This window comes from Mucilaginibacter gossypiicola (genome assembly GCF_900110105.1).
Classification (GTDB): Bacteria; Bacteroidota; Bacteroidia; order Sphingobacteriales; family Sphingobacteriaceae; genus Mucilaginibacter; species Mucilaginibacter gossypiicola.
In genome coordinates this window covers 63,594-87,904 of record NZ_FOCL01000017.1, presented here as the reverse complement: position 1 = coordinate 87,904, position 24,311 = coordinate 63,594, and the positions used below count along the sequence as shown (strand labels likewise).

At 42.1% G+C, this 24,311-nt stretch carries 15 protein-coding genes; 10 read left to right on the top strand and 5 right to left on the bottom strand.

Going from position 1 to position 24,311, the window contains the following annotated elements; all coding sequences use genetic code 11:
- The first annotated feature begins 22 nt into the window (after positions 1-22).
- Together BMX50_RS31275 and BMX50_RS31270 are read left to right on the top strand one after the other, a co-directional pair.
- Positions 23-1,312: a glycoside hydrolase family 43 protein gene (locus tag BMX50_RS31275; RefSeq protein WP_091220660.1), complete on the top strand. Its 1,290-nt coding sequence runs from the start codon at positions 23-25 to the stop codon at positions 1,310-1,312.
- A 133-nt stretch (positions 1,313-1,445) separates the two neighbouring features.
- A complete protein-coding gene (locus BMX50_RS31270; protein ID WP_167668159.1) occupies positions 1,446-2,960 on the top strand; it encodes an alpha/beta hydrolase-fold protein in 1,515 nt (504 codons plus the stop codon).
- A 123-nt stretch (positions 2,961-3,083) separates the two neighbouring features.
- Here BMX50_RS31270 and BMX50_RS31265 read toward each other — a convergent pair whose 3' ends face one another.
- Positions 3,084-5,087, bottom strand: a complete 2,004-nt coding sequence (locus tag BMX50_RS31265; protein WP_244281155.1) for an alpha-L-arabinofuranosidase C-terminal domain-containing protein — start codon at positions 5,085-5,087, stop codon at positions 3,084-3,086.
- A 1,070-nt stretch (positions 5,088-6,157) separates the two neighbouring features.
- Between BMX50_RS31265 and BMX50_RS31260 the strand changes: the two genes are divergently transcribed.
- The 5 genes from BMX50_RS31260 (at position 6,158) to BMX50_RS31240 (ending at position 13,973) form a co-directional block, all read left to right on the top strand.
- A complete protein-coding gene (locus BMX50_RS31260; RefSeq protein ID WP_091220653.1) occupies positions 6,158-9,343 on the top strand; it encodes a SusC/RagA family TonB-linked outer membrane protein in 3,186 nt (1,061 codons plus the stop codon).
- Between the two features lie 70 nt (positions 9,344-9,413).
- Positions 9,414-10,916 carry a RagB/SusD family nutrient uptake outer membrane protein gene (locus tag BMX50_RS31255; RefSeq protein ID WP_091220646.1) on the top strand — a complete coding sequence of 501 codons (1,503 nt, stop codon included), beginning with the start codon at positions 9,414-9,416 and terminating at the stop codon, positions 10,914-10,916.
- 22 nt (positions 10,917-10,938) lie between these two features.
- Positions 10,939-11,595, top strand: coding sequence for a hypothetical protein (locus BMX50_RS31250; protein ID WP_091220642.1), 657 nt, complete (start codon positions 10,939-10,941; stop codon positions 11,593-11,595).
- 27 nt (positions 11,596-11,622) lie between these two features.
- Positions 11,623-12,603, top strand: coding sequence for a hypothetical protein (locus BMX50_RS31245; protein WP_091220639.1), 981 nt, complete (start codon positions 11,623-11,625; stop codon positions 12,601-12,603).
- Between the two features lie 413 nt (positions 12,604-13,016).
- A complete protein-coding gene (locus tag BMX50_RS31240; protein ID WP_091220855.1) occupies positions 13,017-13,973 on the top strand; it encodes an AraC family transcriptional regulator in 957 nt (318 codons plus the stop codon).
- Positions 13,974-14,127: 154 nt separating this feature from the next.
- Here the strand turns inward: BMX50_RS31240 and BMX50_RS31235 are convergent, their stop codons facing one another.
- The 4 genes from BMX50_RS31235 to BMX50_RS31220 all read right to left on the bottom strand — a co-directional run bounded on the left by BMX50_RS31235 (position 14,128) and on the right by BMX50_RS31220 (position 20,297).
- Positions 14,128-15,507, bottom strand: coding sequence for an efflux transporter outer membrane subunit (locus tag BMX50_RS31235; protein ID WP_091220636.1), 1,380 nt, complete (start codon positions 15,505-15,507; stop codon positions 14,128-14,130).
- Positions 15,508-15,534: 27 nt separating this feature from the next.
- On the bottom strand, positions 15,535-18,672 hold the full coding sequence (locus BMX50_RS31230; protein WP_091220632.1) for an efflux RND transporter permease subunit: 3,138 nt from the start codon (positions 18,670-18,672) through the stop codon (positions 15,535-15,537).
- A gap of 26 nt (positions 18,673-18,698) precedes the next feature.
- Positions 18,699-19,853 (bottom strand): efflux RND transporter periplasmic adaptor subunit, encoded by a 1,155-nt coding sequence (locus BMX50_RS31225; protein ID WP_091220629.1) that lies wholly within the window; start codon positions 19,851-19,853, stop codon positions 18,699-18,701.
- 105 nt (positions 19,854-19,958) lie between these two features.
- Entirely contained in the window at positions 19,959-20,297 is a 339-nt protein-coding gene (locus BMX50_RS31220) for a hypothetical protein (RefSeq protein WP_143065306.1), read from the bottom strand.
- 347 nt (positions 20,298-20,644) lie between these two features.
- Here BMX50_RS31220 and BMX50_RS31215 point away from each other — a divergent pair, with 347 nt between their 5' ends.
- From BMX50_RS31215 to BMX50_RS31205, 3 genes are all read left to right on the top strand, one after another.
- Positions 20,645-21,829 (top strand): GAF domain-containing sensor histidine kinase, encoded by a 1,185-nt coding sequence (locus tag BMX50_RS31215; RefSeq protein WP_091220622.1) that lies wholly within the window; start codon positions 20,645-20,647, stop codon positions 21,827-21,829.
- Between the two features lie 572 nt (positions 21,830-22,401).
- On the top strand, positions 22,402-22,980 hold the full coding sequence (locus BMX50_RS31210; protein WP_091220619.1) for an RNA polymerase sigma factor: 579 nt from the start codon (positions 22,402-22,404) through the stop codon (positions 22,978-22,980).
- Between the two features lie 96 nt (positions 22,981-23,076).
- Positions 23,077-24,210: a FecR family protein gene (locus BMX50_RS31205; protein ID WP_167668158.1), complete on the top strand. Its 1,134-nt coding sequence runs from the start codon at positions 23,077-23,079 to the stop codon at positions 24,208-24,210.
- Positions 24,211-24,311: the final 101 nt, after the last annotated feature.

Below are 24,311 nucleotides of genomic sequence, written 5' to 3'. Positions count from 1 at the left end.
ACGATTCGATTTTTATTTTGATATGAAATACGCAAGAATTACCATAAACATTGCCTTAATTATTTTCTTCTCGTTTAGTAGTCAATTGACAGTTTTGGCGCAAAAAAGTAATCGGAAACCTAATTCAGACTACAAAGGTTACCTGTTTGCATACTTTACCGGCAATCAAAAAAGCGAGGAAGCCATCCGCTTCGCGATCAGCACAGATGGATATCATTATTGGGCGTTAAACCATAATGAGCCGGTTGTAAATAGCTCGGTGATCAGCGAAACCGGTGGTGTCAGGGACCCTCATATATTGCGATGCGCCGATGGAAAGACATTTTACATGGTAGCAACAGACATGGTTTCTGCTAACGGGTGGAGCTCCAATCGCGGACTGGTGCTGCTTAAATCAACTGATTTGATCCACTGGTCATCATCTCATATTAACTTTCAAAAACGTTTTTCGGGTCAGGATAGTCTTTTGCGGGTGTGGGCGCCACAAACCATTTACGATGATGTTGCTAAAAAATACATGGTTTACTTTTCTTTAAAATACGGTAACCAACCGGATAAGATACACTATATATATGCCAATAGTGAGTTTACGGATTTTGAGGGCGAACCTAAGCAACTATTCTTCAGCCCCGATAATGCAGCTTGTATTGATGGTGATATAGAGAAAAAAGATGACACGTATTATTTGTTTTTCAAAACAGAAGACCGGGTGCCGGGAATCAAGATTGCTGTTTCCAAAAGCTTAACCAAGGGTTACACGCTTCAAAGTGACGAATATGTTCAGCAAACTACCCGGCCGGTTGAAGGGGCGGGCACATTTAAGTTAAACGATGGTACCGGATTTATTTTGATGTATGACATGTATACCAGTGGCCTTTACCAATTTACAAAATCTACTGATCTGAAAAACTTTAAGGTTATTGATGAAGAAGTATCTATGAATTTTAAACCGAGGCACGGTACAGTTATGCCTGTTACTGCAGATGAAATGAAAAAACTCGTTAGCCGGTTCATGCCGGTGGATGCAGTTCTTCAAAGCATTAAGGGGGAGGGATTGGCTGTTGACCAATTAGTAATTGATACGCTTAAAAAGGAAGTTCATATGCCGTTGACGTCAGGCTCAAACCCCAGACTTTTTAAACCCCTGTTTGTTGATTTGCCGGGAGTATCCATAAAGCCGTGTAAAAAGGTGGATTTCTCTAAAGGTGCTGTGCCATATCGTATTACAATCTTCGGGCATAAGCCGGTGATTTATAAGCTATCAACAACTGAGACGGTATTGTCAAAGACTCCCGGAAATAAAGGATCGTAAGTGAAATTCGATTTTTCAATAATTTAAAAGAGGTTGAGCCCACTAAAAGGCTCAGCCTCTTTTTTTTACGAAGCTTTGCTGTAACTATCTTGATAAATGTGTTGTCTTACTTGCAATCAAAATGCTCACCATTATGAATTTCAAGCCTTACCTTTTTTTTGCCGTTGCTGTTGTATTAATATTTAATCAGTTCGGCCGTGCCGTGGCACAAGACATGCCCGGTAAACGCGATTCTATCAATTCGGTTATTTTAAATGAAAAACGGGTTATCCAGGTTATACTGCCCGACGGTTATAAAGCTGGGTCAGCAACCAAATATGATGTATTATACATAACCGACGACTGGAACATAAAATTGGGACGCGATATTCAGCACTTTATAGCAGATGAGCATACGATGCCACCAATGATCATTGTTGGCGTGTTAAACACCGACCGCAGCAAAGATTTTTTGCCTACACATAATGAAGGAAATAAAACATCAGGCGGGGCTGATAAATTTCTGAAATTTTTTAAAGATGAGCTGATACCCTACATTGATAAAACCTATCCTTCTGATGGCGACAACACGCTGTTTGGCCACTCATTCGGCGGTGTGTTTGTAACCTATGCCTTGTTAAACGAGCCGCAGCTTTTTAGTAATTATATAGCCGGCGACCCGAGCTATTGGTGGGACAATGGCGTTATGCTAAAGCAGGTCAAGGAAAAATTACCTTCGCTGGCTGGTAAGGGCAAGGCGCTTTATATTGGCGGTCGTGAGGGACAGGGGATGAAGGAAATGAATATTAATGCGATGGATAGCCTTCTGAAAAAAGATGCGCCCGCAGGTTTTGAATGGGTAGTAAAAGCTTATCCCAAAGAATCGCACGGTACTGTACGGCTTAAAAATATGTACGACGGTTTAAGGTTTGCTTACAGCGACTATGGTGGGAAGCCCCTCGAGTTTCACCCTTCAAACGGGATTGTGCTAAAAAACAAGCCAATAAAGATTTGGTATTTCGAGGATACAACAAAAGTGCATTATACTTTTGATGGCTCGGAGCCATTGTTAACGTCGCCGGTGGTAAAGCCTGAGTTAGAATTAACAGGCGCTGCTAAAGTTACCATACGACAGATTGCCGGTCGTTCAAAATTCGACAAAACCACCAGGGGCGAATTTAAAGAGGGCAATTACCTGCCTGCAAAATCGCTAAAAAAAGGTTATCAACCAGGTGGGCTTCATTATGCTTATTATGAGGGACAATGGGATAAACTGCCCGATTTTAAGAGTTTAAAACCTGTTAAAGAAGGTGTAGCCGATAGTACTTTCAGTATTGATAAACAACCCCGCCAAAACAATTTTGGCTTAGTTTTGGACGGACAAATAGAAGTTAAACAAGAAGGTTATTACATATTTGGGTTAGGATCGGACGATGGCTGCAAAGTATACCTGGATAACAAGGTTGTGATTGATCTTGATGGTTTGCACGACGGAGATATCGAACGGTCATATATCGTTCCTCTAAAAAAAGGATTTTACCCTTTGCGAATAGAATATTTTCAAAAAGAAGGCGGCCGTAAGCTTGAACTGGTATACGTAACTCCTGATAATATCGCCAAGAAGAAAATAACGCCTATTCCTTACGCATTGCAGTACGGGCAGAGATGAGTTACGGGCCCCAAAATCAATTAGCCGTTTTATCAATTTAATATATTTATACAAAAACCCGCACTTTAGTTGAAGCGTGGGTTTTTGTGTTAAGGGTAGATGCTGTGTCCGGATGATCAACCGTTACTTTGTTTCCAACTGCAGGATTGTAATGGAGTATGGCGCAAACGCATAATTAAATAAATTTTTAACTCCATTGAATTTCGAATTGACAGGTACGATCTTTTTAGGCTCAGTTATCGTATTGGTGTCCTCGGGCTTATCTGCCTTCATGGTAATTACTTTGGCTGCCGGTTTAACTTTTGCTGCTCCGTTTAATTCAAGACTAACGTTTTGTACTGTTGGCAGGCAGTTCACTACTTTTAAATACACAGTACCGGTTTTACTATCGCGGGTTGCTACGTAAAACAATCCGGCATAAGTTTTAGGATTTACAGAAGCCAGTGAATCTTTGTGATTCAGTTTTTGAAGCTGTGTGGGAATGCCATCACCATGAATGGCTATTACCTCGTCACCTTTGTTATTGTTAAACATTTGCTGTGCATAATATGATGGCGACCCATAGCTGCTAAGTGCATTATATCCGATAAGATCCGATTCCCATTGCATTCCGCCGGGATTTACGTTAACAAATAGCGGCGCAGAGCATGACATGACAACAATGTCCGAGTTACGTTCCATTCCGGTCATCCAGGCTGCATCGCCTAACGCCGAATTGAAATTTGGAGTAGGAGAGCCCTCTCTTGTTGCCCATTCTCCAACAAAAATTTTAGGGCCTTTACGGTCATAGTTGTCATAATGTGCTGCATCACTCTCCATTTCAAATGCATTTCTGTAATAATGCTCGTCAACTACATCTGCTTTGCTGGCATCAAACGGATATCTTGCGCCAAGCCAGTCTTTACCGCCCATGGTTGCAACCACCTGCAGGTTTGGGTATTTTGCTTTAATGGCATCTGCAAATTGCTCAAAACGGCCATTGTAACTTGTAGATTTGTCAAAACCATCCTCATTGCCAACTTCAACATAATGAAGCGGGAAGGGGGCCGGATGCCCGTCTTGTGCCCTTTTTTTACCCCAAACGGTAGTGGTATCACCTGTTACATACTCTATTTCTTCCAGCGCCTCATCAACAAAAGGCTTTAACAGCGGTCCCTTTTCCAGGTAGTCGCCATTAAGTGCATAGCCTGCAAAAACAGCTAACAAAGGCTCCATATGCAGGTCCTCACACCATTCCAGGTACTCAAGCAATCCCATACCGTCAGATGAGCGATATCCCCAGGTGCCCATATGCCCCGGACGATGATCTATCGGGCCTAAAGTTTTTTTCCAGTCAAATCGGGTTGAAAACATCCCACCTTCAAGATAGTTTCCGCCCGGAAGCCTTAAAAACGATGGTTTCATATCAGCCAGCAGCTGCATGATATCAGGGCGGTTGCCGTTGGCCCTGTTATTAAAGGTAGGAGGGAACAGGGATACAAGTGAGAAGAAATAACTTCCGGCTGTTGAAGGCCTGAGCACAAGCCTTGTATCTGCAGCCGGCTTTGCTGTTTGTGTAGTAGTAAGTGTATAGCTGAATTTTTTCCATGAATTGCCGATACCTGTAATTTCGGCCCTGGCATAAACTGTTTTGCCATCGGTTGATTCGATACTGGCGGTGATGGCTGTTGCTGCAGCATTTTCAGTAAAAGCATAAAAGCTTCCTTTGTAAGTTGTTGAGGATTTTACCGGGATGCCCCAGAAACCATCATTTGCAATCCCCGCAGGCGCATTTGCCGACGCTGTTTTAAGATGAAGGCTAACCGGTAAAGCCTGATTTACCGGATGTTTTGTGTCCAGTTTCATCGACGAACTGTCGCCATCTGCCTTAATCAGGAACCAATGATCAGCTTTGTCGGCATGATCCCGGAACGCCCTGTTGCGAACAAGTTCCCCGTAAATGCCTCCGTCGTATGAATAATTGATTTCTTCGGTCATTAACCCGTACAGGCGTGGGCTAACCTGAGCGGCGGCGTGGCTTAGGTCAAGTGTTAGTTTTGGTTTGGTTTGTCCGCAAAGCAATGACGGTAACAGGAGGCCGTTCAACATGATGCCTAACGGCGGGAGCATTTTTTTAAAAGTTAACATGGTAATAGGTTATAATGGATTTTGAAATATATAAACGACTATGCCCGGTTGAATCAACAGGTGTAGGAAACTTCAATCCGGGTATGCTGTTTTGCCAATAAGTGTTTTAAAAAACGTTCCAAATCTCACCTTGGAACGTTCATTATTCAACTAAATCTGACCAATCTCATGATCAAATATTTTTATTTCCGGTGATACCACGGTTCCGGTTCTGTTATCTGTCTTAGTTAGATTTATAATTGTTTTAAATACAATTATAAATCTAATTTTGTGATTTTTAGTAATATTTTGAATTTACTTTTCAGTTGTTATTTATTTATCTGGATAATGATTGTTGTTTTAACATTAATTAAAATATGCCGGTTTTTTGCGGTAGATGCAGTTTAACTTAGCTATTTACAATTTGATTGGTGGCGAAAATAGCTATCTGATAATTGCCGAAAACCCAGATTCTACTAAATTAATACAACAGTTGTTCAGGGAAATTTACCTGTAAGTATCATTAGCCTTCCTTTTTTAAACTCAATAAGCGGTCAATTGATTGATGTTCAGGGATGTTTATTGCAAGCAACTAAATGTCGATTGCTTATCGCTGCTTTTTGACGCTTGGGTATTTATTATCTGCGTTGTAAGCGTAATGGTTGTTAGTTGGCCGCAGTATGAAATTGGTTTTATATCGTAGGGGAAATTTTCGTTATCAAAGGTTGGATACCTTGATTTTTAAATATTAGTGAAAATTGGCTTATACAAAGATAATTTATAAAAAAGTAAGAAAGGCTTAGCGATTAAATTTGTGGAGCAGATGAATTACAGGCGTTTATCGCACATGTACTGTTAATAAAACAGAGACTCACAAACATTTTTTTAGCACACTTAACCGATGGCGCGGATTGGCTGAGCTATGTCTTTTTGTGTGATGTTTTTTACGCCTGTGCTGCTTTTGAATTATAAAACATAAAAACGCAACATATGAAATAACCCAGGCTGGCAGTACTAAGCTGCATTTAATTAAACCGTGCCCATGCACTTAAAACTTAACAAACAATCACTAAAACATTAATTCCAAACAAATGAGAAAACTTATACTATACTTCATACTGTGCTGTATATGCTGTAGTTTACTTGATCCTGTATGTGCGCAAACTACCGGCGCAACGGTACAGGGCTATGTAAAAGATAGCGAGGGAAAAGCAGTGGCAAGCGCAACAGTGTCTGAAAAAGGGATACCTGCAAATGGCACTATTACCAATATGGAAGGCCATTTTGAACTTAAGCTCAAAGGCAATTCAAACACAATAGTTATTAGCCTTATAGGTTACAAAAGGCTTGAGGCTAAAATTGGCGGCAAAAACGTATATACGTTACAGGTGGATGAGCAATCCCTGAACGATGTAGTAGTAGTGGGATACCAAAGCCAAAACCGGCGCGAAGTAACTGCCGCAGTATCATCCATAAAGGGTAAAGACATTGCCAATATACCGCAAGCCAGTTTTGACCAGATGTTGCAAGGGCGTTTACCTGGTGTGAGCGTGCTTTCCAGTACCGGCGAGCTTGGTGCTAAAACCAATATCGTTATACGCGGATCAACAAATGTGGATTTTGGCAATGCAAACGGAGGTAACTCCGGTCCGTTATACATCATAGATGGCGTTATTTTTGATGTTAACGCAATCGGCACAGCTTACGGAAATAATAATCCCCTGGCGCTGATCAATCCGGCAGATATTGAGTCGATAGATGTTTTAAAAGATGCTTCTGCAGCAGCTATATATGGAGCGAGAGGTGGTAACGGCGTTATTATCGTAAAAACCAAGCAAGCTAAAAGAGGCAAGCCGCAAGTATCAATTTCGGGCTTTGCCGGTGTTTCAACATCTCCCAATTTAATTAAAGTTACTACCGGTGCTGCGGAGCGCGCATTGAAGTTAAAACTGTTGGAAGGTCAGCTTGGTTACAATAACATTCAGCAGGGTGTAATTCCAAAGGCCCTCACCGATAGTTTAAATCCGGCGTTCAATAACGATGTGGACTGGCAGGGATTGCTGATCAGGAAAACTACTGTTGTAAATAGCCAAAGCGCTTCGGTTGCCGGGTATGCTGGTACAACATCGTACCGTTTGTCTGTGAACCATTATAATGAGCAGGGCGTATTGAACGGTTATGGTTTAGAGAAAATAACCCCGCATTTAAACCTTACCATTCAGCCGATCAAAAAAATGTCCATCGCGGTCGATCTGTTAATGAGCTCCCAAAAGCAAAGCCACGGCGTGGGCGGCGCAGGAGCTTATTTGTTTACAGCCTGGAATTTTCCGAGTTCATTCCTGCAGCTCAGTCCCGAACAGGAGGCGGTTTACAGCGGCAAGCAACACTATTATGATGATAACAGGACGTTCACTATTGTTGGCTCTATTCACTTAACAGATACTTTAGCTAAAAACCTCACATTTAACAGTACTTACGGATCAACAAATTATACGGATAAATACGATTATTTCTCGCCGCAGATTCTTAACGGTACACTGAATACCGCTTATAGTACTGTTAGCAGTAGCCCGTCGTGGTCGTTTGAAAACTTTTTGCAATACAATAAGGATTTTGGGAAACACCGGTTCATTTTTGCCGTGGGCGCATCATTGTACAGTTATGAAAATAATTATAACTATTCATCGGCCGCCGGTATCAATATTTCGGGCATTAACACGGTGCAAACAGTACCTGCCGGTACCAATCTTAACACCAGTACAAGCTATTCCCGTAAAACTACCGAGTCATATTACGGAAGGCTTAACTATGATTATGCGGGTAAATATCTGTTTACAGCCAGTTTTCGCCGTGATGCCACATCCATTTATAGCCCGCAATACCGTTGGGGTACATTCCCCGCTGCGGCCGCCGGCTGGATAATATCTGATGAGTCATTTTTTAATCCGATAAAAAAAGTGGTGAACTTTTTTAAACTGAGGGCAAGCTACGGTGTGGATGGAAAAGATCCGGGACAATGGTATTCAAAATATCAAACATTAAGTACCGATGCAAGCAGCTATGTAGGCACAAACGGAACCATTACGCCTAACGGTTATTTAGGCGGTTATCCAAGTACTTATAACGGCACAACAATAGTTTCGCCTTTCCCATATTACAATAACTATTCAAGCTTTGGGGTTAAGTCAAGCAACAGTGTACGCTGGGAAAAAGACAGGCAGGTTGATATTGGCGGCGATATGGAATTGTTTAACAGCCGGGTTAATATCACTGTAGACTGGTACAGGAAGGATGCTAAGGACGTGTTTTTTTATAACGTACCGGCGCAAGCCACAAGCGGATATCAATATTATTCGGGTAACTATGTAGATATCCGTAACGAGGGTTTGGAGTTTGCGACAAATATTAACGTGCTGGGCCCAAAATCGGCGTTTAAATGGAATTTTAACTTTAACGTTTCTATAAACAAAAACCTGGTAACTAAATTGCCTAATAATAACCGCGACTTCCTTTTTGGCGATTCGTGGTTTTACAAAACGCTTACCCTTGGCGAGCCATTGTTTAGCTACAGGGTGTTTCATACCAACGGCGTTTACGCCACCAATGCCGATGTGCCTACCGACCCAACCACAGGTAAAAAGGAAACCTACTATGGTGTACCGCTACAGGCAGGCGACCCCAAATATGTTGACGTAAACGGCGATTATAATATTACTAATGATGATAAATATATAGCCGGTAACCCCAATCCTAAATATACCGGGGGCTTTGGCAGTACTTTTAATTACAAGCGAATTACGCTAAGCTTTTTTGCTTCGTTTGTTGCAGGCAGAAAGATTTTGAACGGCGCGCTGTCAGATGCACTTAACGGTACCCGCAATCTTGGTGGCTGGGGTACAGTTGCGGGTGTGGCAACTTATACCAATACGCTTAACCAGTTTTGGCAGGTTCCCGGCGACCAAACTACTTATGCCCGCCTGGTTTATCCCAACGGTTCGCAAACCGACCCATGGAATATCGGCACCGATTATTTCATAAGGGATGGCAGTTTTATCAAATTAAAAAACGTAACACTTGGTTATGATCTGCCCGATAGGTGGCTTAAATCATTGGGACTTAAACGTGTTAACGTTTACATGATGGGCGACAACCTTGCTATCTGGAAAAAAGCAAAAGACATTGCCGACCCTGAGTTAGTTGATTCTACCACCGGGTCGTCAAATGTGATCTATCCAACGGCAGCGAAATATACACTTGGTTTAAATATTGATTTGTAGGCCATTCAAAGCGCGGCTTGCCTGCCATATCCCTGCAATCAAAATATTAAAAAATTAAACGAACGTGAAAATGAAAGCAAAAAAACAAATTATATATATCACAGCAATTGTACTGTTGTTCAGTTCCTGTAAGAAATTTCTTGATCAAACACCTGTAAGTACAGCAACCGATGAAACAACATGGAAAACAGAGGGAGATGCCAATGCCGGTGTTGCTGCCAGTTATTCGCTGCTCAGATCGGCTTTTAATGCCTCTATAGCGTACTACAGCTATGGCGATCTTACATCCGGCGAGTTTTTAACTGCAGAAGATCCATCCTTTAGCAACGTACTTAACATGCGCTGGGGAACGGCGGTGCAAAGCTCTTTTACTTATGATCCGCTTTTAAAATTAAGGATCTATACGCCTTTTTATACTGCAGTTGCGCAAAGCAACCGTTGCCTTAATTATATTGGTAACATGCCGGCGAGTGCATTTACCGGCGATAATGCAGCATCTCAAACTGCCGCGAAGAACAGGTACCTGGGCGAAGCTTATTTTACCAGGGCATTTGCCTATTTTATCATGTGTCGCGTTTGGGGAGACGTGCCGCTTGTTTTAGAGAACACTGAAGCTACTGTTTCCCAGCAATACGGAAGAACATCGCAGGCTACAGTGTTAAAACAGGCAATTGCCGATTTAACAAAGGCCACCCAATACTTAAACTTAAGGGACAATTCATCAACCGATAGAGCTGTACGTGCAGATAAAGGTGCCGCATACGCTTTACTTGCACATATCTACGCATGGATGAGCGATTATGATAGCTGTAATGCTGCCTGCGATGCAGTGATTAATTCCGGCTCGTACAGTTTAATGAGTGCGGCAAGCTTTATGGATATTTATAAAGGACAATCGCAGGAAAGCATTTTTGAAATTGCGCAGAATAACATCTCTGAAAGCAGTGATGCCAATGCTTATTACACATTGGCAGGCTCAACCCTTACCGCGCCTTACATCAAACGTACTGTGCCGGCCTGGGTTGTTGATGGCAGCAAAGTTGTTTCATTATATACCGATACCAACGATGTGCGCTTGAAAAAAGGCTTTATACAGGTATCAAGCGGTACAACTTCTTATTATGAATGTATTAAATACGTTAACGTGCAAAATGTAAATGGTAATGCTAATTATCAGGTTTCGCTAAATAATATCATTATTTTCAGACTTGCCGATATTGAACTTTTAAAAGCCGAGGCCCTTTGCGCTAAATCTGCTGCTGATTACGGAACTGCATTGTCATTGGTAAACAAGGTTCGTGCGGCCCGTAACGCAGCCTCTATTACAGGTGTAGCGGGGGCAGATGTTTTGCAGACCGTTGAAGACGAACGCGGCCGTGAGTTGTTTTTAGAAGGCCATCGCTTTTATGACCTCGTGCGTCTTGAGCGCTTAAATCACCTGCAGCAGTTTGATAATATCTCACCGGGCGAATTTGCAGCAGGTAAGTATTATTGGCCGCTTGATCCAACATTATTTATTAATAATTCACAGCTAACTCAAACGTCGTTTTGGTTAGGCAAGGTCATGAATTGATTTAAATTAAATAGTAAAAGACATGAAACACATGATAAAAAATAGCAGCCTTTTTCTACTCGGCCTTTTTATGGTCATTAGCCTGGGAGCTTGCAAAAAAAACGGGTATCTCACAGATGGCGGTGTAAGCAAAGCATACACCTCGCTTTCTACCTATGATTACCTTAAAAATAACCAGTATCATCAGTTTGATACCGTGATTATGCTGATAGATCATTATCAGCTTAAAAACACGTTAAATAGCGCCAAAACTTTCTTTGCATTTACAGATATGTCGGTAAACGGGCTTATGAAAACTTTAAAAGTTACCTCTATTGACCAGCTAACAGATTCGGTGAGCGCAAAGCTTTTTACCCAGTACATGTTCAATAAAACCATTACGCTTGATGATGCTACGCTAAGTTCTGTGCTTTATACCAATGAGGTGGGCTCCACTGCACCATCTGCCATAAAAAAAATAACCACTGGCGTTCCGGTCTATCTTGCCAACAGCGCGCCTACTTTTAATTATTTCACACTTGAATATGTAAAGGTGAATGGCGTGGTAGATGGCTCGCCAGGAGCACCTGATGACGATCCGGTTGATCTGGCGTTGCAATGTCAAACAACCGGCGTGCAAACAAGCTCGGGGACAACACTGCATGTGCTTGTTAATAATGCGGCGCTCAATAAATTATAGTACTGATATATTTAAAATCATAACATCATGTTTAAAAACAAAAAGTTAGGGTTTATTGCGCTTTTGTCTGCATTAACCTTGTTAACTATATACGGTTGTCAAAAAGTACCAAAGGGCTTTATAAGTGATAATATTTTTTACAACGTTAACCCTTTTACAGTTTCGCAGGGAATAACAACAGTATCAACCGGTTTGGTTATTGATGGCTCAACAACACCTATCAATGTTAAATTGTTGGCGGTAAGGGACATGGCAACTGGCAAGGATGCCGCCGGAATTTTGCTAAAGCTCGATACCATAAGGGTGTTTAAGGGCACTGTTGATTACAATGACTCTACCGAAGCTATGTTAAACCTTAAGTTAAAGGATAGCACCCTTGCGCCATTCAGTGTAAACAGCATAGGGGGCAGGCTCCAGTTTACCCAGGCCACTAAGTTTGTGCCGTTGGGTAATTACAATTTTGATATCCAGGTTTCGAACATCAGGGGTACAAAAATCATTAATAATGCCTGTAAAATAGTAGTTCAGGGTGCTTCTCCGGATACACTTACTTATCTGGCATACAATCAATCGGATAGTAAGTTTACCACGTTTGTATCAAAATCTGCTTCGTTGTTGGATGTTAAGATAACCCATAATGCTTCTGGTCCTAATAAGATCATTTATGTATGGAAGGATAAAAACGGAAATGCTTTTAACCCGGCAAAAGGCGAGGTGATTGGCAGGCCCGGACGTCCCATATGGTCGGATTGGGATCCTTATTATCCTCAATTAAAAACGGATACGTCTTTAGAATACGGTTACCCGGCGGGTGTGCCTCAAATGCCGGTTTTCAGCGCTGCGAAAAATTACCCGGGCTTCGGTACAGCAATTACTTATTACAGCATTGCAGGTACACACAATGATTTGGGTGCTAATGCAAATACAACATTTACCATAAATTATAATTTAACAAAGGGCACCTTTGTTGTTGTTATAACGGTAAAAGATATTGTAAGGGTTCCTTAACCATTGAGCTGAAAGTGATAATCAAAAAGCTGTTTGAGTAATGTCAAACAGCTTTTTTGCTTTAAAAGGCTGTTTGTTTCAGGCTACTTTATTACCCGTTCTTTTACCTCATTAAATTAGCTCATAGGGCTGTATTTAGTGGAGGAAATCGATTTATCAACGAGTTTTTTGTTTTTAAAATTGTCAATTTTAATTATTGTTTATAATACAATAATTAATCGATATTATGTTGTTTTGTTAACTATAGAATGTTTGAACTTGTTATTTAGTGTTTAATGTACACTTAAATTTGTTTTTAACTTTTTACTTTTGCAGTAATTTAACAAATACTAACTGGATATTATCCGCTAATGGCTGTTTGTTAGTTTTTTACTTTAGGCTATTGTAAATTCATGATAAATCGCAACCATGTCATGAAAGTTTTACAGTTTACAATACCGGTTCCACACAATAAAAGTGTGATAGTTGAAAGGGTTAGTTTACCACATCACTACCCATATTTGCACAGGCATAAAGAAATTCAGTTAACCTGGATCAGGAACGGGGAAGGCACCTTAATAGTTGGAAATAATGTTCACGATTTTTGTGCCGGAGATGTGTTTTTAATAGGGGCCAATTTACCTCATGTTTTTAAAAGCAGTTCGGAATACTTTGAACGTAATTCGGGCAGACAAATAGAGGCTTTGAATTTATTCTTCAACCTCGACGAAACTTTACTCGCGCTTTTTAGCATGCCCGAAATGAAACAGGCTTTAACTTTTTTTCAGCAGTTTAAGCCGGGCTTTAAAGTGCCATATTCAATTCTTGATAAGGTAACTGACACGATGATTGAACTCGATAATTCGTCGGGCCCCGACCAAATTATACAGTTTTTTAATTTGATAGGCCACTTTACAGCAGCAAAATGTAAATTCAATATGTTATCAACCCAAAACAAACTTCCTGATATTACAGAAAATGAAGGGATCAGGATAAGCAGGATTTATAACTATGTTATGCAGCACTATCATCAAACCATAGGGCTGGAAGATGTAGCCGGAATTGCCTGTATGACACCCGGATCTTTTTGCCGGTATTTTAAAAAACATACCGGGCATACTTTTGTCGAGTTTTTAAACGAGGTGAGGATCAATGAAGCCTGTAAAAAACTCATAGCGCATAAATTTGAGAGTATCAACAATATCGCTTATAAATGTGGCTTTCTGAGTATCACTAATTTTAACAGGGTGTTTAAAAGCTTAATGGGAATTACCCCAAAACATTATGTTGACAGCTATAACAACAATATTTTCAATGTCAACATGAAATCAAGCTTCAGAAGATTGCCCGATTTTACAGATGTACGCAAATCCCGTGTATTAGTATCTTGAAAACAGACTATTATGCAGTACATGGTAAAAGCCTGCGACGGCAATTATGGATATTAAGTGTTCCCTATTGAAGATATGATAAGCGCTTGCCTGCTCAGGGCAAGCGCTTTGTTGTATATAACCTCATGAAAGAACGGAGCCTTTTTTATGGTGCTTATTCCCAACCGCCACCAAGAGATCTGTATAAGTAAACTACGGCCTGTAGCTGTTGCAAGTGGTCATTAACACTGTTTAATTGCGCGGTCAGGTAACTTTGCTCCGCAGTTAACACTTCTGTATAGTTCGCAGATCCGTATCTGACTAACTGCTGTGTATAGTTTACCGATTTTTCAAGGTTTTCCAACTCGCTTACCCTGCTAACAGCCTTTTCGCCTGCTGTTTGGTACGACATCATGGCGTTTGAAACATCCTGACCCGCACTTAAAACAGTGTATTGGAAATTTAAAAGTGCCTGTTGCTGCTGTTCTTTGGCTACCCTTAACCTGGTTTTATTAACTCCTTGATTGAAGATTGGCTGTGCCAGACCGGCCGTCAGGTTGCCTATCAGTGAGCCTACGCCAAAGAACGAGCTGTAGCTTGAATAACCTCCCGAGCCGGTAAGGGTTAATGACGGATAAAAGTAGGTGCGGGCTACGTTGGTTAATTCAAACGTATTTCGGAAACTGTACTCAGCAGCCATTACATCAGGCCGGTTGGCCAGCATTTGGGCCGGAACACCTGTGTTGAGCATGGTTAGCGGTTGCTGCACATCAAGCCTTGAACGCTTTACAGGGCCCGGCGGCAGGCCTAAAAGCAGGTTAATGGTATTTTCCGTTTGCCAGATCGATTGCTTCAGATCCGGAATGGTTCCCTGAACGGCATATTTACTGGCTTCGCTTTGTACCACGGCTGCGCCGGTAACCACATCTGATGCTTTTAACGATTTCATAGTGTTAACGGTAGTTTGCCAGTTTTTAACGCTTTGTTCGGTGATGGCTAATTGCCGGTCCAGCGCCATCAGGTTGTAGTAGTTATTGGCTATATCGGCTATTAATACCGTTTGAACGGCCCTTGCGTTAGCGGTTGACTGCAGCATTGAGGCGAGCTGAGCCTTTTTAGCACTTTTTAATTTACCCCATATGTCCGCCTCCCAGCTTGCAGTTAGCTCGCTGGTATAAACATGGCTCTTGGTTTGTGTAGCCAGGTTACGCGGATTTGCTACACCTGCCAGGGATAAACCGGCATCTGCATTTACAGAAGGGTAAAAAGCCAGTTTGCTTTGATCAAGATAAGCCTGGGCTTGCCTGGTTACCGAATAGGCTTTCTGCAGGTCGATGTTATGCTGAATGCCCTGCTTAATAAGCCCCTGTAAAATAGTATCGGTAAAAACCTGCTCCCAGTGCAGTTTAGCAATGGAGTTTGTATCTGCCGATGTATCCCCCCTGAACAGGCCGGCACTGTTTAAGCGAGGAGCCTGATATGGTTGGGTAACCTTGCAGGCTGTAAGCGCAGATAATACGCCGACGATTAATATATTTTTGATGATTGGTTTCATGTCATTAACAAATAAAAATAGTGATGGTTAGTGAGTCGCTTCAACCGGCAGGCTGCTGATAGCGGCTTTTTTCCTGAGCCGTTCCTGTAGTGTTTGAAAAATTACAAACAGTGTTGGTGTAATGAATACGCCAAATACAGTACCTATGAGCATGCCGCCTACGGCCCCAGTACCGATAGATCGGTTGCCGTTGGCACCGGCTCCGGTAGCTACCATTAGTGGTATAAGGCCGAGAATAAAGGCAAATGAAGTCATGAGGATTGGCCGTAACCTTGCCTGGGCCCCGCTCACGGCAGCTTCTGTTATGCTCATCCCTGCACGCCTGCGCTCAATGGCAAATTCAACAATCAGGATGGCGTTTTTGGAAAGCAGGCCGATAAGCATGATCAGCGTTATTTGCAGATAAATATTGTTGGCAATCCCAAAAAGATAAGCAAATATGAAAGCTCCTGCTATACCTATAGGGATAGTGAGCAGGATGGATAACGGAAGTATATAGCTTTCATATTGGGCACTCAATATCAGGTAAACGAATACAAGGCACAATAAAAAGATATATATGGTTTGGCTGTTGCCCGAAAGTTCCTCACGCGTAATACCCGAATACTCGTAGCTGTAACCTTGTGGTAGCTGTTGTGCCGCCGCTTGCTGAACAGCAGCAACCGCCTGTCCTGAACTGAACCCCGGATTAGGCGTGCCATTAATACTGATGGAAGTAAAAAGGTTAAAGCGGGTAATTGATTGCGGGCCGTAATTCTGCGTAAGGGTTACAAATTCGGTAATCGGCACCATATCGCCTGTGGTGTTACGTACAAAAACGGAGTTCAGGCTTTCCGGGGTCATCCGGTATTCAGGCGATGCCTGTACTATTACGCGGTATTGCTGCCCGAATTGTGTAATGTTTGATGCATACAGGCCACCATAATAGCTTTGCATTGCACCCGTAATATCGGTAACGTTTAAACCTGCCTCTTTAACTTTAGGCACGTTAACATTCATTAAATACTGCGGAAAGTTAGGGTTAAATGCGGTGGTTGCGAACTGTATTTCGGGCCTTTCAGAAAGTGCGGATAAGAAATCCTTACTTACTTTGTAAAACTTGGCAATATCGCCGCCTGTTTTATCCTGTAATTGAAACGCGAACCCGCTTGTAGCGCCAAAACCCTGGATAGTTGGCGGCGAAGTAAACTTTACTTCGGCTTCTGTTATATTTGATGATTTGGCAATCAGCTCTTTAATAATGACCTGGATGTCCCGTTTTCGTTGAGTCCAGGGGATCAAGCGCATGATCACGAGGCCATAGTTATTGCCGTTTCCGGCCAGTTGGTTCCGGCCGTTTATCCCTAATATATTGTTAACCTCGGGGATAGAGCGGGCCAGGGCTTCAATTTTGCGGGTAACTTTGTCGGTACGGTCCAACGAGGATCCTGGTGGAAGAGAAATGTTGCAGCTGATAGCGCCAAGATCCTCTGCAGGAACAAAGCCTGTAGGAGTGGCCTTTGCGGCGAAATAAAGCAATACAACAAATAAGGCGAGGATAGAAACGGGGATCCATGTTTTTTTGCTGAAAAAACTCACCGCCCTGATGTATTTTTTACTGATATTATCGAAACCTGTATTAAAGGCGGTGTAAAATCGCTGGATAAAACTTGTTTTTTTGCCCTCTTCGTCATGCCCTTTCAAAAACAGCGCACACAAGGCCGGACTTAACGTAAGTGCATTTATGGCCGATAAAACGATGGCGATAGCGAGCGTGAGCCCGAATTGCTTATAAAACACACCCGAGGAGCCGCCAATGAAGCTTACCGGGATAAATACTGCCGACATGACCAGCGTTATGGAAACTATCGCCCCGGATATTTCGCTGATGGCGTCAATGCTGGCTTCGCGGGCCGAATGATAACCGGAATCCAGCTTAGCGTGAACGGCCTCTACCACTACAATCGCGTCATCCACTACGATGCCTATCGCCAAAATGATGGCAAATAAAGTAAGCAGGTTGATCGTAAAGCCGAATAGCTTTAAAAAGAAGAAAGTGCCTATGATAGCAACCGGTACAGAAATGGCCGGGATAAGTGTTGACCGGAAATCCTGCAGAAAGATAAATACCACAACAAACACCAATATAAATGCTTCAAACAGTGTATGCAGCACTTTATCTATAGAAGCGTTGAGGAAATCATCCGTGTTTTGAAGCGTAACGTATTTGATGCCGGGAGGGAAGTTTTTTGCCGCATCGGCCATTGCTTTAACGGTTTCCTGTATCACCTGGTGTGCATTTGAGCCTGCTATCTGCGATACATCTATAGAAACGGCAGGATGCCCGTTCATGCGTGTTGTGGTAAAATAGTTTTGGGCACCCAGTTCTATCCTGGCCACATCGCGCAAATGTAATATTCTGCTCCTGGAGTTGGCACGGACAACGATATTGCCAAATTGTGTGGTATCAGTTAGCGTACCGGGATAAGTGATAACATATTGAAACGCCTGCCCGCCGCGCTCCCCAAACTGTCCGGGTGCGGCTTGTATATTCTGATCGGCGAGGGCTGCGTTAATATCGGCAGGCACCAGGCCGTAGGAGGCCATTTTTTGCGTATTGAGCCAGATCCGCATGGAATAATCCATTTGGCTTGGCAATGAGGCGTCGCCTACACCCTGGATCCTTTTAATAACCGGTACAATGTTGATATCAACGTAGTTTTGCAAAAACGTTTGATCGTAGGCTGGGCTTTCACTGTAAACAGAATAGGTAAGCAGGCTGCTGGTTTGTTTTTTCTGTACCGTTACACCTGCTTTGGTAACCTCCTGCGGCAATAAGGCCGATGCCCGTGAAACTGCATTTTGGACGTTTACCGCAGCCAGATTGGGATCACTGCCAACTTTAAAGCTTACAGTGATATTTGCCGAACCGTCGTTACCGGCGGTTGATGTAATGTAGTCCATGTTTTCGACGCCATTGATCTGCTGTTCGAGCGGGATGATGACGGTTTTTAGTACTACATCGGCGTTGGCGCCATTATAGGTGGCCTGTACCTGCACCGTAGGAGGGGCAATGTCAGGATATTGAGATATAGGCAGTGTAAGCAAGCCTACGACACCTATGGTTACGATTATGATGGAAACGACGGTTGACAAAACCGGCCGTTCGATGAATTTTTTTAACATGATCTGAACTTTAGTGAACTAAAAGGTTAGGGGTTGCTATAAACTGCGTCGGCGTTAAGCACCTGAGGCTTAATCTGCAATCCTTCCCTCAGGGACGCAATGCCATCAACTACTATTTGCTGGCCGGCTTTCAATCCTTTATCAACTACGTAAAGCTGACCGGGGCTTGCGCTGATCTCCAGTTCCTGCGATTTTACTTTGCCATCTGTATCCACTACATAAGCGAATATTTTTCCCTGGATTTGATACGTTGATTTTTGAGGTATCATAATTGCATCAGGAATTGTTTTAGGAATGCGGACAATGGCGCTACTACCGCTTCGCACCAGGCCTCCGGGATTGCTGAAAGTTGCGCGTATATTGATAGAGCCAGTGTTGGAATTGATAAGGCCGCTTGCAGTTTCAATTTTGCCTTTGCCTGCCAGTTGTGTGCCATTAGCAAGTACCAGCGTAACCGGCGGCAGTGTGTTCAATTTCTGCTGCATTGTTCCGCCTTTAGCTGCCTGAAAAAAATCAAGCCCTTGCTTTTCGTTGATGGAGAAGTACGCGTACACACTTTCAATATTTGATACGGTAGTAAGCGGATTTGTGGTGGTACTGCTAACCAGGCTCCCTATTTTATAGGGAAGTATCCCAATCACCCCATCGGCGGGGCTATAAATGGTAGTATAGCTCAGGTTGGTTTTAGCGTTATTAAGCGCCGCTTTGGCCTGGGCCAAGGCGGCCAGTTTTGAGTCTAAGGTATACTGGGCTGCTTTTAATTCATAGGGGCTTACAATATCCTGTTCAACAATAGGCCGCACTTTGTCAACCTGCATTTTTGCGGCGTTTACATCGGCAATAGCTATTTTGATATTGGCTTCTGCAGTTGCTACATTTTGTTCGTACTGAGGGGCGTTGATGCGGAAAAGAAGCTGACCGCGTTTCACGCTCGCTCCCTCATCAACATAAATGTCTTCAACATAGCCATCAATTTTAGGTCTGATCTCGATATTTTGGATCCCTAATATCGATGCGGGGTAGTCGTCATTGACCTCCGCCTGGCGCGGAGCAAGTTTTATTGTAGTGAATACTTTTGGAGCTGTATTTGAAGCTGCCGATCCCGAATTGCTGCATGAATACAGTGCTGAAACAATAAGCAACGGCAAAAAAATGGATAAGATTTTTTGATATGATTTCATAAAAAAACGCAGTTAGGAAATAGCCCGTAAAAGCACGCTAATGCATTTACAATTCATTTCGATTGATAAAAAGGCCAGATGGCCCGATACTAATAAAGGGGTGTTTTAACTGCGTGGAGGGCCTCGTAAGGTATTGGTGGCAAACTTAGTTGCCGGGAAGATAAAGGTTCCGGAAACGGGATGTATTTTTGCCGGCAGATATTGTATTGATGGGCTAAATGCAAAAGTTAACTGCGGTGGAAGCCCAACTACATGGAATTTTTGCGTATAACATTGCAGTTTCACCAGGCGCTGGTGTTCGTTATTCTTTTTTATCAGATCCGTTGCATGCTCAGTTCCGGTACGGAATATTTGTACGTAGCGCACAATCACTTCCCCTTGTAAAGAGAAGAAAATGATGGCTACTAAGCTTAGCCGGACGATATGTTTAAACAACCTGGTCAATTTTGCCTGTTTTGTGAAAACTCTTTGAAAATGGTTTCTTTGACAAAACTGTTTATCAATTCTGAATTTTTTATGAGTTATATGCCTCTGCATCAACTATCACCGTTATGTTACAGGATTATTTCATTAAAATTACAAAACGCATGCTTTGGGCTGTTTACACAGTTTTGCAATTTGAGCAGCAGGTTGAATTTTACCGGGTAGGTAGTATTTATAATTAACGAATTTGGAAACAATTATACATTGAAACGAATCTTATTAGACGGCAATAATGTATTTGCGCATTGCTTATAAAAATTAATTAATAAATATTATATATTAGCTTTTGTGAAACCTATAACCACCTTATGAATAACGTTTACGGAATTAACCTGATACCGGATAACGATACCGAGCGAATTGCGGCGTTGGAACGTTATCAGATATTTAATTCACACCGGGAGAAAGCCTTCGACAGCATATGCGAGCTTGCATGTGAGTTATTCTCATGCCCGATTAGCCATATTTCTTTTTTGAATGCTGATACTGAATTTATTAAAGCGGAGGTTGGTCTGAACGGGCTTCAATATGTGAGCCGGAGTGTGGGTTTTTGCTCGGTGGCCATCCTTCAGCCAGACCTGCTCCTGGTTGAGGATACACATAAACATGAACTTTTTGTTAATCACCCCTATGTCACGGATAAATTGCGTATCCGGTTTTATGCCGGAGCACCGATTATTTCGCCCGACGGTTATATTATCGGTACATTGTGCCTTATTGATACCGAGCCCCGCTCGCTTACCGAAAAGGAAAAAAAGCTGTTAAGAAAACTTGCAGATGTGGCAATGGAACAAACACAGTTAAGGTTCGATAATCTTTCGCTGCTACAGCAGCGGGACGAATTTATTGCTATAGCCAGCCACGAAATGCGCACTCCCGTTACCGCTTTAAAGGCTGCAATTCAGGTTTTACATACCTATCAGGATGGCCCCGCTGATTTGCAAAAAGCAATGATTGAACAGGCCAACAGGAGTGTGAACAAACTCACATATCTGGTGAACGACCTGTTTGATACAAGCAGGCTTGCTGCGCGAAAATATAATCTTGAAAAAACGTTTTTTGATATAGGTGAGCTCATTAGTAACTGCTGTGATTTTGTAAAAGTCTCCGGCAAACATGAGCTGGATATTGAAGGCGATTTATCCGTTCAGGTATTCGCTGATAAGGAAAAAATAGAACAGGTATTGGTTAACCTGGTAGAGAATGCCATGAAATACGCTCCGGATTCTCTGGTCATTTTGGTCCGGGTACACCGGTTGGCAGAGGTTTTACGCATTTATGTTACAGATAAAGGCCCGGGCATTGGGTCTGATCAATTACCACATATATTCAAGCGATATTTCCGTTCTGAAAATGGCACACCGCAGGCTGGTTTGGGGCTGGGGCTATATATCTGCGCTGAGATTGTTAAACAACATGGCGGTGAAATTGGTGTCGAAAGTGAACAGGGCCTGGGCAGCACTTTCTGGTTTACAATACCAATGACAGCCTGAACTAATGCAGTGTCTGATTGGAATCCCTATTTACCATTCCTCGTGTTATAATATAATTATAAATAAGTAATAATAGGTCTTAATTGTTTTCGTAGTTAATACAGAACAGCCCAGAAGATGAATATCTCCCCAAGGTTAATCCCTAATGCCGATTCCTCACCCAATGTACCAGGATAAAGCGTCATGACTGCCATTTTTTTATGTACGCAAACGTTTGTTTGAAGTAAAAATCCAATCTGGTATCATGAATAAGCTTATTGGCTTTATTTTTTGAAATAATATTCGCTAAATGCGGGTGATAATGTTATTAAAATGCCTGCTTGATATATTATGGCAGTATTTGTAGTGATTTTACCGTAAGCGTAAGCGTGAGAGCGCATCTGAACACAAACGTTTGCGAAGTGTTTGTGCCCCTTTAGTTTTCAGAAAGGAAATACGATAACCTAACTTCCAATATTCTTTAAGATTTAATAATAAACCGTTAATGATTTGATCATGTATGGCGTTACGTCGGTCAATGCTGATTGAAGGAACTTTTGTTAAAGACGGATCGTCTTTTAAAATATTGGGCAATGACAGGTTATCATAATTTAACAGACAATGATCTGATCGTTCTGCTAAAAGAGGACGATCACCTGGCCTATGCGCAGATCTATGACCGTTATAAATATATCCTTCACGCACATGCAGTAAACAAACTTCGTGATAAGGAAGAAGCCATGGATATTATTCAGGAGGTTTTTACCTATTTATGGGCAAAGCGGCAGCATATTGAATTTACAGGGAATTTATCGGGCTACCTGTATGGTGCTGTTCGCAATGCTGTGTTAAATAAAATAACCCGCGGCCTGGTACAGGAGAAATATCTTAATTCTATGAAATCGTTTTCAATGCATGAAAGTGTAGTAACCGATCACAGGGTGCGGGAAAATCAGTTGAAGGCGCATATTGAAAGAGAGATAGCGATGCTGCCGCCTAAAATGAAAGAGGTATTTGAACTGAGCCGAAAAGAATATCTGAGCCATAAAGAAATTGCCTGGAAACTGCATATATCAGAGCAAACGGTAAGTAAACAGATCACCAACGCTCTGCGGATCCTGAAAGTGAAATTGGGTATCCTGACCTGCCTGCTTATGTTGTTATACCGTTAATTCTCTTCAAAAAAAATATTTCTCAATTTCTTCTACCTGTTCCATCCCGCAATATTTCCTTACCAATAATTAAGGTATTAAAAACCTTTAATGAGGATGGAAGAACGTGAATTAAATAAATTGTTAGCACGCTACAGAGCTGGTAATGCAACTCCTGAAGACAAGGCGTTTTTGGAAAGCTGGTACCTGGAACATAACGGCGAATCTCCATTTTTAATGGATGATCATGAACGTGAAAATGATGTTGATGAGGTTTGGAAGCTCATAAAAAAGTATCCGGAATCTAATAAGCGGTCATATTTATGGTATGGTATGGCTGTTGCTGCCTCGTTAGCCATATTTGTTTTGGTCGGTGGTTATCTTTTATCGTATAAAAAAGGGTCGGAAACACCTGGCCGCTTAGCCAATAATGACGTAGCACCCGGAAAAAATCAAGCTACCCTCACGCTGGCAAATGGCAAAAAAATAATATTAAGTCAAACGCTTAATGGTCAGCTTGCTAATGAAACCGGGGTTACCATCAGTAAAAACAGCAAGGGCGAGCTTATTTATACCACAAGCCATAGTGCTAACCCCGCCGGCTCAACAATGCAATTTAACACCCTAAGCACTGCTATGGGCGAACAATACCAGGTTGTATTGCCCGATGGTACCCACGTTTGGCTAAATGCAGGTTCTTCGCTTAAATATCCCGTAACATTTGCTGGTAATGAACGCCTGGTGGAGCTAATTGGCGAGGCTTATTTTGAGGTGTTTCATAATAAAGCGGTTCCGTTTAGGGTAAAAACCCGGCAACAACTGGTAGAAGTACTGGGCACGCACTTTAATGTTAACGCTTACACCGACGAAAAAGCTACCGCTACCACATTAATAGAAGGATCGGTGAAGGTTACTGCAGCAGCAAACCATCAAAACATAGTTATTAAACCAGGGCAGCAGTCGACGGTTAGTACCCGTATTTTGAATGTTGAGGAAGTAGATACCGACGATGCCGTTGCCTGGAAAAACGGATACTTCCAATTTAGTGATGAAAATTTGGAAGGCATCATGAAAAAAGTATCCCGCTGGTATAATGTTAAGGTTGAATTTAAAGACAGATCCCTGCGGGCTTTGAATTTTAGCGGTACAGTATCAAAGTATAAAAATGTATCGCAGGTTATTAAAACGCTTGAGCTAACTAATGTGGCCCATTTCAAGGTTCAGGATAACCTGATAGTTATAACTAATTAACATATAAACCAATAACCAAATGAAGACGAACCAGAAATCTCCATAAAAAACGTAAAAAAAAAACGGGAGATCAGTCATGAAAACAGGGGTGTTGGAAGCAC

Excerpts from the sequence above, each read along its gene's own strand:
- BMX50_RS31205 (WP_167668158.1), top strand. The coding sequence starts at position 23,077 with ATGGAAGAACGTGAATTAAATAAATTGTTAGCACGCTACAGAGCTGGT.
- BMX50_RS31240 (WP_091220855.1), top strand. The coding sequence starts at position 13,017 with ATGAAAGTTTTACAGTTTACAATACCGGTTCCACACAATAAAAGTGTG.
- BMX50_RS31210 (WP_091220619.1), top strand. The coding sequence starts at position 22,402 with ATGACAGGTTATCATAATTTAACAGACAATGATCTGATCGTTCTGCTA.
- BMX50_RS31275 (WP_091220660.1), top strand. The coding sequence starts at position 23 with ATGAAATACGCAAGAATTACCATAAACATTGCCTTAATTATTTTCTTC.
- BMX50_RS31250 (WP_091220642.1), top strand. The coding sequence starts at position 10,939 with ATGAAACACATGATAAAAAATAGCAGCCTTTTTCTACTCGGCCTTTTT.
- BMX50_RS31245 (WP_091220639.1), top strand. The coding sequence starts at position 11,623 with ATGTTTAAAAACAAAAAGTTAGGGTTTATTGCGCTTTTGTCTGCATTA.
- BMX50_RS31225 (WP_091220629.1), bottom strand. The coding sequence starts at position 19,853 with ATGAAATCATATCAAAAAATCTTATCCATTTTTTTGCCGTTGCTTATT.
- BMX50_RS31270 (WP_167668159.1), top strand. The coding sequence starts at position 1,446 with ATGAATTTCAAGCCTTACCTTTTTTTTGCCGTTGCTGTTGTATTAATA.
- BMX50_RS31265 (WP_244281155.1), bottom strand. The coding sequence starts at position 5,087 with ATGTTAACTTTTAAAAAAATGCTCCCGCCGTTAGGCATCATGTTGAAC.
- BMX50_RS31260 (WP_091220653.1), top strand. The coding sequence starts at position 6,158 with ATGAGAAAACTTATACTATACTTCATACTGTGCTGTATATGCTGTAGT.
- BMX50_RS31235 (WP_091220636.1), bottom strand. The coding sequence starts at position 15,507 with ATGAAACCAATCATCAAAAATATATTAATCGTCGGCGTATTATCTGCG.
- BMX50_RS31255 (WP_091220646.1), top strand. The coding sequence starts at position 9,414 with ATGAAAGCAAAAAAACAAATTATATATATCACAGCAATTGTACTGTTG.
- BMX50_RS31230 (WP_091220632.1), bottom strand. The coding sequence starts at position 18,672 with ATGTTAAAAAAATTCATCGAACGGCCGGTTTTGTCAACCGTCGTTTCC.
- BMX50_RS31215 (WP_091220622.1), top strand. The coding sequence starts at position 20,645 with ATGAATAACGTTTACGGAATTAACCTGATACCGGATAACGATACCGAG.